Origin of the sequence: Bacillus sp. CHD6a (assembly GCF_001293645.1) — a bacterium.
GTDB lineage: Bacteria > Bacillota > Bacilli > Bacillales > Bacillaceae_I > Sutcliffiella_A.
Window position 1 is genome coordinate 41247 of the sequence record NZ_LBMD01000006.1, and the last position, 17073, is coordinate 58319.

Below are 17073 nucleotides of genomic sequence, written 5' to 3' on the forward strand. Positions count from 1 at the left end.
AGAGGTAGGAAAAATAAAAACGGAATGAGTGAAAATATGAAATCTTTCTTACATAAAAAAGGAGTGACCCTTTCTCTAAGGGTGTACTTGATAGATGGCCTGAGTTATATGGCTCTTGGACTCTTCTCCTCTCTGATAATCGGCTTGATTATTAAAACAATAGGAGATCAGGCAGGTTGGAGTTTCCTCACAGATATGGGTATATTGGCAATGAGTTTGATGGGTCCGGCAATCGGAGCAGCTGTAGCATATGGATTGAAAGCGCCTCCGTTGGTGTTGTTTTCTGCTCTTATTGCTGGTGCTGCCGGTGCCCAATTAGGAGGACCTGCGGGTAGTTTCGTTGCAGCATTATTGGCTACAGAAATTGGGAAGATGGTTTCAAAAGAAACGAAAGTGGATATTCTAGTGACGCCTTTTGTAACGATACTCACAGGATTTCTTGTTGCAACCTTTATCGGTCCTCCAATAAATGCCGGGATGAATTCATTAGGTTCTGTAATTATGTGGGCCACTGAACAACAGCCGATTGTAATGGGTATCTTAGTAGCCGTTTTGATGGGTTGGGCATTAACGGCCCCTATTTCAAGTGCGGCAATTGCTTTGATGTTGGGGCTGGAAGGAATTGCGGCCGGAGCGGCAACAATTGGTTGTGCGGCTCAAATGGTTGGATTTGCTGTTAGCAGTTACCGGGAAAATAAAATGTCAGGGCTATTAGCATTAGGTATTGGAACTTCCATGCTTCAAGTGCCGAATATTATTAAAAACCCGATGATTATAATACCGCCAACAATTGCTGGAATGATTTTTGCCCCACTAGGCACAACCATTTTTCAAATGACGAATGTAAAAGAAGGGGCCGGTATGGGGACAAGCGGTTTGGTCGGGCAGATTATGACCTTTGCTGCTATGGGTTTCTCTGTGTCAGTATTAGTAAAAGTCTTGTTACTTCACATTTTGGGTCCTGCTGTGGTAAGTTTAGCAGTATCCGAGTGGATGAGAAAGAAATCTCTCATTAAAGAAGGCGACATGAAAATAAATATTGGAGGGTGACATTTTTTATGGAAAAGTTACAATCGATAGAGCAATTCAACCAACTGAAAAGTGAAAAAAATGTTGTGTTTATGTTTTCAGCGGACTGGTGTCCAGACTGTCGTGTCATTGAACCGGTTTTACCTGAGATTATGGAGAAGTTCAATGAATACACGTTTATTTACGTGGACAGAGACGAGTTCATTGATCTCTGCGCAGAGTTGAGCGTATTTGGAATCCCAAGCTTTGTTGGATTTAAAAATGGGGAAGAAGCAGGGCGTTTTGTAAGCAAGGATCGTAAAACACAAGAAGAGATTGAAGCATTCGTTGCTTCTTTATAATTTAAAAAGGAGCAGGCAATCACGGTGTCCCGTGGGTTGCCTGCTCCTTTTCATCTACTTAGTTCTTTTTCTTTTTCTTTTTCTTTTTCTTTTTACCTTTTTTACTGCCATCATTTCCATCATTGATGAACAGCTTACCATCTGCAATGGCACGAGTCACATTACCGAAGTCATCAGATACTTTAACCTCGATTTCTGCCCCGCTAGCTACGACGTTGGAAGTAGCAGTCCAATATCCTACATAATAGCCAGGAGATTGTTCCATTAATGGAAGTTCCACTGCATTGTTTAGATTATTGTTAACATCGTTGCCTTGCATCATCATAGAAGCATTTGTTAATGGCATTCGGATAGAGAATGTTGCACGCAGGCCTTCTGCACTGTTAAATTCAATCTTCACAGATTCACCTGCACTTAAGTGCTTATCTTCTGTTGGCTTCAAGTTTGTAATTTCTGGCGCTTCATAGTTAGCATAAACCGTTACATCTTGTCTTTTACGGTTACCAGCTAAATCCTGAGCAACAACCCGAATGTTATTCTCACCATTTTCAAGCATTACTCTTAGAGAGTATGTGCCATCTTCAACAGAAGCTTTCTTCCCGTTGACTTTTACAAAATCAAGATTTTCATCTGCTACTGTACCTGTTACGGTAACCGTCTCACGGTTCGTTTTGGCACCATCTTCAGGGCTTGTAATGGCAAGCTCTGGTTTTGCCTGATCAAGAACAACTGTTACAGGGACAGATTCTTCTGTTTCGCCTGTTTCAGTGGAAGATTTAGCTGTTAACACGTTTTCACCGTTAGCAAGCTCGATATCCACTGCAAACGTTCCTTCTTCAGACGCTGTAGCGGTTGCAACTTCTTCGCCGTTGTTCATCACATGAACCGTTGTAGTTGGTGAAGCACTACCTTCCACCGTTACAGTCGATTCCTTTGTGAAGGTTCCATCAGCAGGAGAAGTAATGCTAGGCGCTGTTACTTCAAAGTTAACCAATGCACGAATCATGTAATTTCCTTCTTCTTCAGGAGCAGGAGACCATGCGCCGCCAACATACTGCCAGCTGCGACCAGCGTTTTCTCCATCTTCATCTGCTCCAAGTCCAGGAGCATTAGGATTCGGTTGAGACTGAATGTACACCATGTAGAAATCTTGTTCTACGATGATACCATGCTCAGCTAAGTCAACTGTTGTCCACTCGCCTGTACGAAGAGCTGTTCCATCAAATGGTCCAGCAAGTTTGGATCCTGGTGCTCCGTCTGTGCCAGATGCATCCCAGACCTCTACTTTAAAGTCTGTACCACCAGGAGTTGGCCAAGTAGTATCCCAGAATCGGAACAAGCCACCAGTTACAAGTGCACTGTTTTGTCCTTCGGGTAGGGACATTTTCACAGCCCATCCGTTTCCGGCATCATAGAATGCACGGGCATTTTCAGCCGTTCCATCGTCATAACTAAGTTCACCTGGGTATCCGATGAATGGGCGTAATTCGATGTCAAGCTCTGTGGTAGCGTCTCCTTCAATGGATATTTCCACATTTTCACTGTAATAAGAAGGAGCCATAACACGTAGTGTGTAGTCGCCTTCATAAGCAGTAATAGAGAAGTTTCCGTTTTCATCAGTTGTTACAGGTGCAACAGCTGCATCCTCAATAAGCATCAATGTTGCATTGGCAACAGGTTCACCTGTAGCGCTATTTGTTACAGTACCAGTTACGGTTCCTTGTGCAATTTCGTCTAAGACGAAGTTTGCAGTCGCCTCACCGTCTGGAGCGATCTCCACTGTTTGTTGAGCTGGGTGGAAGCCATAAGCTTCAGCTTGCACAGTGAAAGTGCCTGCTGCATGTAAAAGCTCGAAATAGCCGTTCGCAGGATTTGTGTTAACAGAACGGTTTGTTTCCAATACAGTTACTTGTGCATGTAATGGGAGTGCCGTAGGGTTAACATTTTCTTTCCGTTCTTCTTTTAGAGGAGTAGCTGCCGGATGGATTTTATCAGGATTTACTTTCTCCTCTTTTACTTGCACTTTCTCTTCTTTGGTTACTTCAAGCTGAGTGGAAGCAGATTCTGTTGCGTTAGATTCTGCCGATAATGCTACATCGTCAATGTACCAGCCAGGTCGTACAACACTTCCGTCAGTTGTTACATTGAAGCCGATGTAGATTCGTTGCCCTGCATATTCAGATAGGTCTACTTCGCGTGCTTGCCATGCTGTCGTTGTTCCATCGAAGCGTAGTAGCTGTGTCCAGCTCTCCTGGTCTGTCGATACAAATACATGACCAAAATCATAGCGAGTTTCAAGGTTATGCCAGTTCATGAACTGCAAGTAAGCCGTGCTGTTTGAAGGAAGGTCAACAGGAGGCATTACTAGTGTCATGTTTGCACTGTTACCGTAGTTATCTGTTAGATTTGTTGCAAATACTTTTTCGCCTGAGCTAGCGGATTGAGGGCCACTTGTCGGTACACCCCATTCCCAAACGTCATTAGCTCCGAAAGAATACCAGCCCACAGGATCTGATTCAAAATCAGTAGAATAACCAAGTGTGATACCTGGTTGAACGCTTACTTCGTACGTATCGGATGTTACTTCATTGCCGCCAAAATCGACAATGTGAAAGCGGTAAGATACAGAAGGTTCACCAATGTCATCACCAGGAATGGATGTTGTATAAGTAGCGTCATGGTAATACCCAGATGCACGATCTGCCTCAAGATCTACCCATTCTCCAGCAGCGTTTTGATAGTGCAATGTTACAGAAGAAATACTTACATTATCCTGAACATGAATGCTTAATGGAAGACTCATGCCAGAATAAGTTTCAGCAGGTGCTGTATGTTCAAAAGTTGGAGCTTCGCTATCTTCTCCATCCTTTGCAACTTGTCCTTTAATTTTTCCAAGACCGGAAATGATGGAAGATACCGCATCAAAAGCATTGACGATACCATGTCCATATCCGTTGTTTGGAGAGTCAGGGAAGTTAGAGTCGGTTCTTGCCGTTGCAGTAGTCATTAAGATTTCCTCAATGTCTGCTACGGTTAAGTTTGAGTTTACTTGTTTAAGTAACGCTACTACACCTGCCACGTGCGGGCTTGCCATGGAAGTTCCACTTGCCGCACCATATTCACTTCCAGGGAAAGAGGAACGAATTCCAACTCCAGGAGCGGATACTTCAGGCTTGATTTCTTCGTAAGGAGATGGTCCTTGTAAAGAGAAGCTAGCAAGATTCATGTTCACATCTGTCGCACCAGTAGCAAAAGATTCTGGATAGTTACCAGGAGTGGAAACGGATCCAGGACCACCAGGGTTTCCGATTCGTGTATTTCCTGCTGCGAATGCAGGGAAGATATCAGCTGCTACCCATGCTTGCACCATGGGACGATACCACTCATCTAAGCCTGGTCCGCCGCCCCATGAGTTGTTAACAACATCAGGAGCCATAGCAGGATTTGGTACACCGTTCGCATCTTTAGGAGCTAAAATCCACTCACCGGCTGCAAGGAGTGCAACGTCTGTACCACCAGAAGGAGTAAATGCTTTAACGCCAATCCATTTTGCTCCAGGAGCAACCCCGATTTGGTTAGATCCATTCGGCTCAGCACCGACCATTGTACCTGTTACGTGGGTACCGTGACCGTCATCATCGTATGGAGTGGACTGATTTGCAGGAGTAGCATCGAACCAGTTGTACTCATGATTCGAACTAACACCATTGTAACCGCGGTATTTCTCCATTAATGCCGGGTGATCCCACTGGACACCAGTATCAATGCTTGCCACAACAGTCCCTTGTCCGTCAACACCCATATCCCATGCTTGAGGTGCCCCGATTTGAGCAACACCCCACTCGATGTTTTCGAGATTTGCAGCAGGCTTTTCCTCTACTGCGATTTCAGTTGTAGCGGCTGCTTCAGCTGACGGGTCCAACTGACGAACTTCGTTTGGTAAAAGCTTTTCAATTTCTGGGAATCTAGCAAGCTCTTCCATAACTTCTTTTGTAGCAGTAACGGCCATACCGTTTACTACATAGAAGGATTGAATGTCCTTTGCTTTTCCTTCTGCTACCGCTTTTTCAAGATACTCTTTTACATTTGCTTGGGTCTCAATTGATGTTGCTCTTAACTCAGAGACAACAGCATTACGCTTCATCAGTTTTTCTTGTCCAGCAGAAGCCTTTTGAGCCTTGGCTGTTTTCAAAGCTTTAGCAGCAACTGACTGCGTATCTACCTGTTCTTTAAATTTGATAAGGAAGGTAACTTTTTCCTCATCCTTAGAAAACTGTGTAGATAAACGATCTGTTATTTTACTTGCCATCACTTCTTTAGAATCAACCAAAGAGACGGAAGCTTTTTTCCCTTGTGCAGAAGCTGTACCAGGAATAAAGCTTGGGGTGATCAGAAATAAACACATAATGATACTGAATACTCTAGCAAAATTACGCTTGTTCTTCCTACTCATTCAACATCCCCCTTTAAAATGAAATACAAAAAAACCGAAGAAATTCCCCCCTTTTCATTAAGAAATGTCCACCTGCCACTACGGAAGGTAGAGTCTTTCGTTATGTAGGAGTATCTCGGTGACAATTAAAGATTAATAAAGTGTGTAGAAGAATAGTGTCGAAAAAGAAAGAAAAGTATCAGAATATTCCAAAAATAGTCCGTTGGTTTGAGACGTGTTTTTCATAATAGTAAATTGGTAGAGGTTGGATAAAAAGTGACAAAACGAAGAAAAATTGTTAAATAATTCTATAATTTAAGGTTTTCTCTTGGTTATAGCCTTACATACCATCTTAATGGGTAATAGTGGAAATGTCCTAGTAGGTTCAATGAAATACCCTTCAGCAAAAAAACAAGCAAAATCTACTAGACCACCAATTCCTAAAAGAATAAAGGGAGCCAATATGAGTCCTAAGGTTCAGCTAATAATTACGTGATGAAGGTCTTTTGGATGATAAGCGTATGGTTTAAAGGGGTATGAAGTCTACGTATAGAGAAATTGAAGTTGAAACATGATATGTTGGACATTCTTTCTGTAAATCAGACTTCGACAATTACATTCTTCCTTTGATTTGTTGTACAATAAAGGGTAAGCAATAAAGAGAAAGGATTGTTTCTCATGGAAAAAATGACTGTACTAAAAATAAAACGATTAATGGAAGAGAAGTTAAACCATCCTAACTGGGTATTTACATATGATCGAGAAAAAGAATCCTTACGAGTAGAGGATAAAGAAACGCAAAAGGGAATTTCTATCGCACTCCAGGGTGTGCTTTCAAAATATGAACAAACAAATGATGTAAATGCAATTGAAGAATATGTGTACTATGTCAAAGAAGCCCTAACAAGCATGAAAATACCTGTTCAACTAAATGGTGCTGAACGCCATATATACCCTGTTATTCGCTCTACTTCATTCCCAACGACAAGTAATGATATTCCGTTGGTTTATGATGAACATACAGCGGAAACAAGAATTTATTATGCAGTAGATTTAGGGAAATCTTATAAATTAATTGATGAGCAACTTCTTCAAAGAGAAAACTTAACCAAAAATACTATTAAAGAAATGGCCATGTTTAATGTGAGATCGCTACCGACAAATATGAAAGAAGATGTAGTGGCAGGCAATACCTTTTATTTTGTACGTTCCAACGATGGTTACGATGCAAGTAGAATATTAAATGATTCTTTCTTGGATTCGTTTAAAAAGCAAGTGTCTGGAACGATGACAGTATCTGTCCCGCATCAAGATGTATTAATCCTTTCCGATATTCAAAATGAAGTAGGCTATGACATTCTAGCTGAATTGACCATGAGCTTCTTCGTAAATGGCAAAATCCCAATTACCGCCCTGTCCTTCCTATACGAAGAAGGAGAACTAGAGCCAATATTCATCCTGGGAAAAGATAATAAGAAAAGTAAATAAATCTCCCCAGTTGACTGTAGTGCAAGGGGTGAGACTCCAGCGGGGGAGAAACGGTAGCTTAAGATCCCGAAAGCAAAGCGAGGCCACTGAAAAACTGATAAAATAAAGTTTTTATTTATTCCTAGCTGTTGATTGGAGCAAAAGGCGAAGACTCCTGAGGGAGATAGCGCTAGGTGGAGACCCCACAGGCGTAGCCGAGGAGGCTCCAGCAGCGCCCCTAGGAAAGCGAAGCCATTTGCGGAAATCAACAGCGGTGTTTAAGAGAAAAATAAAGTCATGTACTTTTTCCGTGGCCTCGGCGTAGCCGAAGGAGGCTCACGTCAGCACCTAGGAAAGCGAAGCCATTTGCGGAAATCAACAGCGGTAGCTAAAAAAATTTTAAAATCAATAACTTTTTCAGTGGCCTCAGCAAAGCCGAGGAGGCTCAAGCACCGTCCTCTGGATAAGCGAACCCCTGAAACGTAAGGAAACTGGAAGTTAAACCTAACCCTAAAAAAAGAAAGGAAGAAAAACATGACCATAAACGTGTACTATAACCAAGAAGGCATAGGCGACACACTACTAATCTACATAAAAGAAATCAATTTAAACAATCGAATGGTAGAAAAAACCGGCGACATTGCGAAGATTATAGATAAAGAAACAAAAGAAATAGCAGGATACAACATCTTTAACGCATCCCAATACATAGCAGTAGACGACTTCAAAGGCCCAGTCAATCTTACACAAGATCTAATTGCTAAACTTAATCAAGCCTTCGAGCAAAATGGCGTGAGAGAAACCCTTAATCCTGACCTCAGTCCAAAATTCGTTGTTGGACATGTGATAGAAAAAGAAAAACATCCAAACGCAGATAAACTAAGTGTATGTAAAGTAGATGTTGGTACAGAAGAACTTCAGATTGTCTGTGGCGCCCCTAATGTAGATAAAGGACAATATGTTGTTGTGGCAAAGGTTGGAGCAGTCATGCCTAGCGGACTTGTAATTAGAGATGCAGAACTTCGAGGCGTTGCATCCTCTGGGATGATATGTTCTGCGAAAGAACTAGACCTTCCCAATGCACCGGCAGAAAAAGGAATCCTTGTTTTAGAAGCAGAGAAATATGAGGCGGGCCAACCGTTTTCAGGTTAATTTTGAGTTGACTTTTCTTTTTCACCACTAGATGTTCTCTAGTGGTTTTTTGCCTACTGAACCTGATAAGAGAACAGGTTACGAACAACAAAGAAAGAGTGTGATGAATGTGAACTGGTTTAAAAAGCTGTTTGCTCAGCTAAGTGATGAGGAAGAAAGAACCATTGAGCAAGATTACGCTAAGAAACCGGAAAATAAGCAAAAACAACCTACAGCAAAAGTGACTTATCAATATCCAACAGGTAAATTCCGCTTTCCTCTTATTCCGGATGAAGGGAAAGAAGAACAACAACCAAGACAGGAGAGAAGAAAACAAGCTAAGGCTGATCATGCTAAACATCCTAATAAATCTAAATCAGCAGAACAGAACAAGCCAGAATTAGTTAAAGTGAAACAAGAAAAAGCGACAGAAGAGCCAATAAAACCCAAAGAATCAACAGAGAAAAAAAGCACACAAAGAGCATTCGAAAAAGTAACAAACAAAAATAAACAACCATTCCATCCTACAGAAGTGGTTTCTCCTATTTATGGATATAAAACTCGTCCGCTGACGCAAAAGAAAGAGGAGTATATCCCTGAGATTGAGCTGTACAGCAGAGAACCAAAAACAGTATCTAATGAGGCAGCGGAATGGAACCCACTAGAAAGCTATCCTAGTGTAGACTTTGAAGGAATTACAGATAAAGACAAATCAAAGGTACAAGCTTTTAGTGAAGAGTTAATAGAAGAAAAGGGTACCTCAGAGAATAGATGGGAAAGGGAGAATCCAATAACTTCATTGATAGATAGAGCTATCAGCGAAGAACACTTGGAAGCTGATGCAGAGGAACGTATAGAAGTAATAGAAGTAATAGAAGAAATAGAAAAAATGGAAGAAGTAAATGAAGATGTTTCTATTTCTCAGCAGGAATCCGCTGCAACTTTGCAGTATACCGAGCCTAAAGATGAACAGGTAAACATTCCAAAACCAGAAGAAACTCGTAAAAAAGATACTTCTTCTAAACAGAATATCCCATTTAATGTCATTATGCTTAAGCAGGACAAACGTTCTTTAGAGAGAAAACAACAGACGATGGCTAAAGCAGAAATATCACAGCCTTTTTATAGAAAGCCGCCTATAACCATGCTCGCCATCCCGCCACAGCATTCTCAAGGTGACCAGGATTGGGTAGAAGCGCAGAAACAATTACTAGACGAAACCTTACATCATTTCAGAGTGGGTGCCAAAGTTGTAAAAGCAACACAAGGGCCATCTGTTACTCAGTTTGAAGTACAACCAGAACCTGGTGTGAAGGTAAATAAAATCACGAATTTAAGTGACGACATTAAACTAAGCCTGTCAGCGCGTGATATTCGGATGGAAGCGCCAATACCAGGAAAAAACACGATTGGAATTGAAGTGCCTAATCGTGTAAGTAAGCCCGTATTTATCAGAGAGATTATACGACACCCATCTTTTATTCAGAATCATTCTCCATTGACTGTAGCTTTAGGTTTGGATATTTCGGGTCAACCTGTGGTGCTCGATTTACAGAAAATGCCTCACGGATTAATTGCCGGTGCGACAGGATCAGGAAAAAGTGTTTGTGTCAACTCTATCATCATGAGTTTGTTATATAAAAGTACTCCAGACGAAGTGAAACTTTTATTGATAGATCCCAAAATGGTAGAACTTACACCTTACAACCACATTCCTCATCTTGTGAGCCCGGTTATCACAGATGTTAAAGCAGCAACAGCCGCATTGAAATGGGCAGTGGAAGAGATGGAACGCCGTTATGAGTTGTTTGTTCATGCAGGCGTTAGAGATATTGGAAAGTACAATGAAACTGCGAAAAAACATAACCAAGAAACCTTGCCATATATGGTCATCATCATTGATGAATTGGCTGACCTGATGATGGTTGCTCCGAGCGACGTAGAAGATTCAATCTGTAGAATTGCCCAAAAAGCACGTGCTTGCGGAATGCATTTATTGATTGCCACACAACGCCCGTCTGTAGATGTTATTACAGGTCTTATCAAGGCAAATATTCCTACCCGGATTGCCTTCTCTGTTTCATCCCAAGTCGATTCCAGAACCATCATTGATATCGGTGGGGCTGAGCGCCTTCTTGGGCGTGGTGATATGCTGTTACTTGAAAATGGTGCTCCCAAGCCAATCAGGGTTCAAGGAAACTTTGTATCAGATGAGGAGATTGAAAGAGCAGTTGACCATGTTCGTAAAGAACAAAAGCCAATTTATTTGTTTGAGCAAAGTGAATTGCTAAAAGAGAGCACCATACAAGAAGAAGATGAGCTCTTTTTAGAAGCATGTCAATACGTCATTGATCAAAATGGTGCATCCACTTCCAGTTTGCAAAGAAGATTTCGAATCGGCTATAACCGAGCTGCTCGCTTAATGGAAATGATGGAGGACCAAGGTGTGATATCGGGTCCAAAGGGTAGTAAACCAAGAGATGTACTTGTTTCAGAAGAGGAGCTTGTCAGTATGCAAGATTCTGACTTTTAATGCTCCTTAACTGAAGTTGTTGTAAATGGATACAATCTTCTATTATTATTAATACTAGTAAACAATAGGAGTCGGTAAATCCGACAAGACAGTAACCCAAAAACAGGGTCTTAAGGAGCTTTTAAGAGGATGAAAGAAATTGAGTTGAAGCTGCAAGGTAAAATAAAAAGGCTGACCAATCGCACGTTTAAATTTGATGAACGTGTAAAAGAAGGATGGTTTTCAGCTGTATACTTTTTGAAAACAAGAGAAATTGTTAAAGAGTTTAAACCAGATAATATAGTGACAATGCAATTTTTTCAAAAAGATCATGCAGTCTTATGTGGAACAGACGAAGTCATTGCATTGATTAAGACATTCGCTGATGACCCAGAATCACTGGAGATTTATTCCTTAAAAGATGGAGACAAAATTGCTCCGTTTGAAACAGTTCTAACTATTACGGGCCCTTATCAGAATTTTGGATTCTTAGAAGGTGTAATTGATGGTATTCTGGCCAGAAGAACGTCGGTGTCTACGAATGTTTATAATGTTGTAAAAGCTGCAGGACAAAAACCAGTCATCTTCATGGGAGATCGTGATGATCATTATACCCAACAAGCTGGGGACGGGTATGCAGCACATATTGGAGGCTCCACGGCCCAAGCAACCCATGCGATGAATGAATGGTGGGGTAAAAAAGGGATGGGCACGATGCCGCACGCTCTCATCCAACTATTCAATGGGGATGTTGTAGAGGCTTCTAAAGCATACCATGCAAAATTTCCCGAAGATGACCTGTTGGTTCTGGTAGATTACAACAATGATGTCATTACAGATGCATTGCGAGTGGCAAGAGAATTTGGTGACAAGCTTAAGGGAGTCCGGGTCGATACTTCCAGAACCATGATTGATCAGCATTTTATCCGTCACCAGGATGTTCTGGGAACCTTTGACCCACGAGGAGTAAATGCCCCGCTTGTTTTTGCATTGCGTGAAGCACTGGATAAAGAAGGCTTCGAACATGTGAAAATCGTGGTAAGCGGTGGTTTCAGTGAGCAACGCATCAAGGAATTCGAAGAGCAGAATGTGCCGGTCGATATTTATGGTGTGGGAGGAAGCTTGCTGAAAATTCATATTGGTTTTACTGGAGATAATGTTGTGTTAAATGGGGAGCCACAAGCAAAGGCGGGAAGAAAATACCGCTTCAATGAACGATTGGAAAAAGTGGATTAGAGTATACCAGTACGTGGTATATGGAGAAACTGGTAGGAAGAAGGTCTATCAGTTTTTTCCTATGATGTTACAATGGCTAAGGGTACGGTAGAGGATTTATTGAATTAGTGCTATAATAGATTGTTGTTAAGAAAAGTCTTTTCTACATAGTGTTTTAATACTTACTCTTAAGGGAATAAGGGAATTAGCATTTTTAGACGCTAATCATATAATGGATTATCTATGCGGAGAAAACTACGTTTGTACAAAAATAAAAACTATTATTCAGTTCGTTTGCACGAATAAGCGAATTATATATAGATAAATGTTGGAGGTTTTTTCATGACCATTTATCATTTTGTTGGTATTAAAGGATCAGGAATGAGTGCCCTTGCCGGTATATTGGACGATATGCACTTTCAAGTACAAGGGTCAGATATTGAGAAGAGGTTCTTTACGCAAAAAGGTCTCGAAGAAAAAGGGATTACCATCCTCCCTTTTGACAAGGAAAATATTACGGAAGATATGACGGTAATTGCTGGTAATGCATTTCCTGACACACATGAGGAGATAGAAGCTGCAAAAGAGCTAAATATACCAGTCATACGATATCCGCAATTCCTGGGCCAATTTATGGAGAAATACACCAGTATCGCCGTAACGGGAGCGCACGGAAAAACATCTACAACAGGTTTGCTTTCTCATGTCATTCAAGGGGCGAAACCTACATCTTACCTTATTGGAGATGGTACTGGTCGTGGAGTAGAGGGTAGTGAATATTTTGTATTTGAAGCATGTGAGTACAAAAGGCATTTCTTATCCTATTTTCCTGATTACACGATCATGACTAATATCGATTTTGACCATCCGGATTATTTTGGAAGTATTGATGATGTGTTTTCTGCATTCCAGGAGATGGCTATGCAAGTGAAGAAGGGAATCATTGCATGTGGAGATGACGAGCACCTGCAAAAAATCCAGGCAAAAGTTCCAGTAATCTACTATGGTTTTGGAGAAGAGAATGATTTCCAAGCACGTCATGTGGAAAAATCAACAGAAGGTACCACATTTGATGTATATGTTCGTAATAACCATTATGCTACATTCAAAATAAATGGGTATGGTGATCACAACATTATGAACTCCTTGGCTGTCATTGCGTTGTGTCACTACGAGGAAATTCCTGTAGACGTGATTCAAAGTCAGTTGCTAACTTTTGAGGGAGTTAAACGTAGATTTTCAGAAAAAGTAATAGGCTCTCAAGTTTTAATTGATGATTATGCCCATCATCCAACAGAGATCCGTGCGACTATTGACGCAGCCAACCAAAAGTATCCTGATCGCGACGTAATTGCCGTATTCCAACCGCATACTTTTACACGAACTCAAACATTCTTAAATGAATTTGCGGAAAGTCTAAGCGGAGCTGATCATGTGTATTTATGTGATATTTTCGGTTCTGCCCGCGAAAATCAAGGGAAGCTGACGATTAATGATTTGTTGGAGAAAATAGACCGTGCAGAAATTCTGACGGAAGAAGGAACAGAATTGTTGGCAAAGCATGAAAATAGCGTCATTATTTTCATGGGAGCCGGTGATGTAACCAAATTCCAAGAAGCATATGAGAAGTCCCTTCAGCATGAAGTAGAATGATAATATATATATAAACCGGGTTTCCTTCATGTTGAGGGGAAGTCGGTTTTTTTGATTTGCTGAATACCGCTGTTAATTTCCGCAAAAGCCTCCGCTTTCCGCGTTGAGCCTCCCTCACTTCTTTGGAAGCCACTGAAAAAGACCTTGATTTTGAAATTTTATCAAACGCCGCTGTTGATTTCCGCAAAAGGCCTCGCTTTCCTAGGGGCTGACGTGAGCCTCCTTCGGCTACGCCTGTGGGGTCTCCATCTAGCGCTATTTCCCTCAGGACAAGGAAGGCTCCGGCAGCGATTCATCGCACGAAGAAAATGCGTAGCATTTTCGAGGAGTCTTCGCCTTTTGCTCCAATCACCAGCTAATTACCAGTGTCAATTATTTGCATCTTTCAAACTAAAAAACCACCCACATATCTAATGTGAGTGGTTCCAAATTATTTTAAGTTCTCCGGATTTAATCCTTCAAGCTCTGAGATGACAAACTTCCCATCTTTTCTGATTAGAACTTCATCAAAATAGATTTCTCCTCCGCCATATTCAGGACGTTGAATCATGACCATATCCCAATGAATATCAGAGTTATTACCGTTCCAAGCATCTTCATATGCCTGACCAGGTGTGAAATGGAAGCTTCCGTCAATCTTTTCGTCAAATAAAATATCCTGCATCGGATGTTGGATATAAGGGTTTACACCAATAGCAAACTCCCCAATGAAACGAGCCCCTTCGTCCGTATCGAAAATTTTATTAATACGATCAGAATCATTAGCGGTTGCTTCCACGATTTTTCCGTCACGGAAAGTTAATTTCACATTTTCATATGTGAAGCCTTGGTATGGAGATGGTGTATTATAGGTAATTGTACCGTTAACAGAATCCTTAACAGGAGCTGTGTATACCTCACCGTCTGGAATATTCATTTCACCTGCGCATTTAATTGCAGGGATATCTTTAATAGAGAATGTTAGGTCTGTACCTTCTCCGGTAATTCGTACCTTGTCTGTTTTATTCATTAATTCAACAAGAGCATCCATTGCATTGCTCATTTTGCCGTAATCAAGGTTACAAACATCGAAATAGAAGTTTTCAAAACCTTCCGTACTCATTTTTGCAAGTTGCGCCATGCTGGCGTTTGGATAACGAAGAACGACCCATTTCGTTTTAGGAACACGGATATCACGGTGGACTTTCTTTCCTACCGTACTTCCTTGTATTTTTTGTTTGTCATCAGGAACATCGGACAATTCAGCGATGTTGTCGCCAGAACGAAGCCCGATATAAGCATCCATATTTTTCATGACATTTGCTTCGAAATCTGCTTTCATGCTATATTGTTCTTCCTGAGCTCCCATTAATAAGGCGCGGTCTACCTGGACGTCTTTTAATGATACAAATGGATATCCACCAGCTTTATAGGCTTCATCAACAAGTGCTACAACAAGTTCTCTTTGCAGTCCAAAGTTTTCGATTAATACCTTTTCGCCTTTTTGAAGACGAACAGAATAGTTAATTAAGTTTTTTGCAAGTGTTTGAATCCGAGGATCCTTCATTGTATTGCCCCCTAAGAAAATGGTTATGTAACATCACTATTGTAACCGATTACGCGTATTTTGTTGAATTTTTTGTCTAAAAATATTCGTGATTTTTTTAAAATTTTTGAAGGGATTTTCCTTTTGTCCTAGAATAAAACAGAGTATAGAATGTTTAAACTGTAGTAAGTGGGGTAATTAGAAGTATGTATGTCAGCAGCCAGGAGGTGTCACATTGAGTGAATTGCTTTACATTAGCGCAATTATTGTTGCTATTGCTTTTTTAATATTGGTTATCTTTGTATCAAAAACCCTTCTTTCTGTGCAAGGCACTTTAAATCAAGTTGCCGGTACATTGGGTGGAATTGAAAAACAGATGCAAGGGATTACATCCGAGACAGAACAGATATTACATAAAACCAATGTATTAATGGACGACATTCAAGACAAGTCGCAACAACTTAATACCGTTGTAACTGCTGTAAAGGATGTTGGAACTTCCATTCAAGGATTTAATCATTCCGTTTCACGTTTATCTAATAATGTTGCACAACAGCTAGATCAAAACCAGGATAAGGTGTCGCAAGTAGTTCAGTGGTCCAATGTAGCAATGGAGCTTGTTGACAAATGGAATGAGAGAAAACAGAAAAACAAAATTAACAAAATTTGAGGAGGAATCGGAAATGAGCGAAGAGAACAAGAAAGAGATGAACACGAACACTGAAGGTATTAATACGAAGGACCTTTTAATCGGTACACTTATTGGTGGAATTGTGGGAGCTACAACTGCATTGTTCCTGGCTCCTAAATCCGGTAGAGAGCTTCGTGAAGACATCACGGATCAGGCGACTCAATTAAAAGAAAGAACAGATAACTGGAAGGTTCAAGCTACTGAGTATACTGCTGAATTAGCTGAAACTGCGAAAGATAAGAAAAACCAGTTGACTAAGGCCATTACTGATCAAACACAACAAGTGATGGATAAGGTAAAACAATTAAGAGATAAAAATGGCGATGTATCTATGGAGCTGCAAGAGCAGGTACAAGATATCATCTCAGAAGCCGCTACTGCTATCGAAACAGAATCTGATGAAATGACGGATGAAGTAAAGAAGCGACTTGAAGATACAAAAGCTGCGTTAGAAGACGTAGAGAAAAAACTATCTGCAAGCGAAGAGGACAAAGAAGAAAAATAAGCAATCTCATAACTTGAGAATAAAACGGTGAAGTGGTATGATAACTTCGCCGTTTTTAATTTCCTGAGAGATTTATTGCTGTTGATTGGAGCAAATGGCGGACCCCGAATGCGAATCTGAATAGATTCTAGCAGCTGCCCCGGAAAGCGAAGCCATTTGGAGGAATTAACAGCGGTGTCAGCCGCCAATAATTAAAACAAGCAGAAAAGGGAGTAATAGTATGAGTAAAATCATCGTGCAATCGGTAGAAGATTTCAATCAAATCGTCCAAGAAAATGAGACTTTCTTGTTTTTTAAAAACAGTACAACTTGTCCAATTAGTCATGCTGCATTCGAAGAGTTCGAGAATTTTGTGGCAGACCAAGACCAGGTTCCATGTTTCTATTTGAATGTTCAAGAAGCTAGACCACTCTCGAATCACATCGCGGAGACATTTGATATTAAGCATGAATCCCCTCAAGCTTTGTTAATTAAAGATGGAAAAGTTGCTTGGAATGCATCTCATTGGAAGATAACTTATTCTTCTCTTCAAGACAATATAAAATAAAACGAACGTGCGACTATGCACGTTC

General features: G+C 40.8%; 12 protein-coding genes. 10 read left to right on the forward strand and 2 right to left on the reverse strand.

Features of this window, described 5'->3' with window-relative positions; translation table 11 throughout:
• Positions 1-36 precede the first annotated feature (36 nt).
• Both AAV98_RS06365 and AAV98_RS06370 read left to right on the forward strand, forming a co-directional pair.
• Positions 37-1050 (forward strand): PTS transporter subunit IIC, encoded by a 1014-nt coding sequence (locus tag AAV98_RS06365; RefSeq protein WP_060664731.1) that lies wholly within the window; start codon positions 37-39, stop codon positions 1048-1050.
• A gap of 8 nt (positions 1051-1058) precedes the next feature.
• Entirely contained in the window at positions 1059-1370 is a 312-nt protein-coding gene (locus AAV98_RS06370; protein WP_060664732.1) for a thioredoxin family protein, read from the forward strand.
• Positions 1371-1428: 58 nt separating this feature from the next.
• On the opposite strand, the gene AAV98_RS06375 is transcribed toward AAV98_RS06370, so the two are convergent.
• A complete protein-coding gene (locus AAV98_RS06375; protein ID WP_060664733.1) occupies positions 1429-5823 on the reverse strand; it encodes a S8 family peptidase in 4395 nt (1464 codons plus the stop codon).
• A gap of 657 nt (positions 5824-6480) precedes the next feature.
• Here AAV98_RS06375 and AAV98_RS06380 point away from each other — a divergent pair.
• The 5 genes from AAV98_RS06380 to murC all read left to right on the forward strand — a co-directional run bounded on the left by AAV98_RS06380 (position 6481) and on the right by murC (position 13780).
• Positions 6481-7290: a DUF1444 domain-containing protein gene (locus tag AAV98_RS06380; protein ID WP_082380798.1), complete on the forward strand. Its 810-nt coding sequence runs from the start codon at positions 6481-6483 to the stop codon at positions 7288-7290.
• A gap of 519 nt (positions 7291-7809) precedes the next feature.
• Positions 7810-8421, forward strand: a complete 612-nt coding sequence (gene ytpR, locus AAV98_RS06385) for a YtpR family tRNA-binding protein (RefSeq protein ID WP_060664917.1) — start codon at positions 7810-7812, stop codon at positions 8419-8421.
• 103 nt (positions 8422-8524) lie between these two features.
• Entirely contained in the window at positions 8525-10933 is a 2409-nt protein-coding gene (locus tag AAV98_RS06390) for a DNA translocase FtsK (protein WP_082380808.1), read from the forward strand.
• A gap of 129 nt (positions 10934-11062) precedes the next feature.
• Positions 11063-12148 (forward strand): nicotinate phosphoribosyltransferase, encoded by a 1086-nt coding sequence (locus AAV98_RS06395; protein WP_060664734.1) that lies wholly within the window; start codon positions 11063-11065, stop codon positions 12146-12148.
• A gap of 321 nt (positions 12149-12469) precedes the next feature.
• Entirely contained in the window at positions 12470-13780 is a 1311-nt protein-coding gene (gene murC, locus AAV98_RS06400; protein ID WP_060664735.1) for a UDP-N-acetylmuramate--L-alanine ligase, read from the forward strand.
• A 430-nt stretch (positions 13781-14210) separates the two neighbouring features.
• Here murC and AAV98_RS06405 read toward each other — a convergent pair whose 3' ends face one another.
• Positions 14211-15326: an aminopeptidase gene (locus AAV98_RS06405; RefSeq protein ID WP_060664736.1), complete on the reverse strand. Its 1116-nt coding sequence runs from the start codon at positions 15324-15326 to the stop codon at positions 14211-14213.
• A gap of 214 nt (positions 15327-15540) precedes the next feature.
• Between AAV98_RS06405 and AAV98_RS06410 the strand changes: the two genes are divergently transcribed.
• The 3 genes from AAV98_RS06410 to ytxJ all read left to right on the forward strand — a co-directional run bounded on the left by AAV98_RS06410 (position 15541) and on the right by ytxJ (position 17048).
• A complete protein-coding gene (locus tag AAV98_RS06410; RefSeq protein ID WP_060664737.1) occupies positions 15541-15975 on the forward strand; it encodes a DUF948 domain-containing protein in 435 nt (144 codons plus the stop codon).
• A gap of 13 nt (positions 15976-15988) precedes the next feature.
• The gene (locus AAV98_RS06415; protein WP_060664738.1) at positions 15989-16501 is read left to right on the forward strand and encodes a YtxH domain-containing protein; all 513 of its coding nucleotides are present in this window, start codon (positions 15989-15991) and stop codon (positions 16499-16501) included.
• A 220-nt stretch (positions 16502-16721) separates the two neighbouring features.
• Positions 16722-17048, forward strand: a complete 327-nt coding sequence (gene ytxJ / locus AAV98_RS06420) for a bacillithiol system redox-active protein YtxJ (protein ID WP_060664739.1) — start codon at positions 16722-16724, stop codon at positions 17046-17048.
• Positions 17049-17073: the final 25 nt, after the last annotated feature.

Excerpts from the sequence above, each read along its gene's own strand:
- AAV98_RS06375 (WP_060664733.1), bottom strand. The coding sequence starts at position 5,823 with ATGAGTAGGAAGAACAAGCGTAATTTTGCTAGAGTATTCAGTATCATT.
- AAV98_RS06380 (WP_082380798.1), top strand. The coding sequence starts at position 6,481 with ATGGAAAAAATGACTGTACTAAAAATAAAACGATTAATGGAAGAGAAG.
- AAV98_RS06415 (WP_060664738.1), top strand. The coding sequence starts at position 15,989 with ATGAGCGAAGAGAACAAGAAAGAGATGAACACGAACACTGAAGGTATT.
- AAV98_RS06395 (WP_060664734.1), top strand. The coding sequence starts at position 11,063 with ATGAAAGAAATTGAGTTGAAGCTGCAAGGTAAAATAAAAAGGCTGACC.
- AAV98_RS06365 (WP_060664731.1), top strand. The coding sequence starts at position 37 with ATGAAATCTTTCTTACATAAAAAAGGAGTGACCCTTTCTCTAAGGGTG.
- AAV98_RS06390 (WP_082380808.1), top strand. The coding sequence starts at position 8,525 with ATGAATGTGAACTGGTTTAAAAAGCTGTTTGCTCAGCTAAGTGATGAG.
- ytxJ (WP_060664739.1), top strand. The coding sequence starts at position 16,722 with ATGAGTAAAATCATCGTGCAATCGGTAGAAGATTTCAATCAAATCGTC.
- AAV98_RS06370 (WP_060664732.1), top strand. The coding sequence starts at position 1,059 with ATGGAAAAGTTACAATCGATAGAGCAATTCAACCAACTGAAAAGTGAA.
- AAV98_RS06405 (WP_060664736.1), bottom strand. The coding sequence starts at position 15,326 with ATGAAGGATCCTCGGATTCAAACACTTGCAAAAAACTTAATTAACTAT.
- murC (WP_060664735.1), top strand. The coding sequence starts at position 12,470 with ATGACCATTTATCATTTTGTTGGTATTAAAGGATCAGGAATGAGTGCC.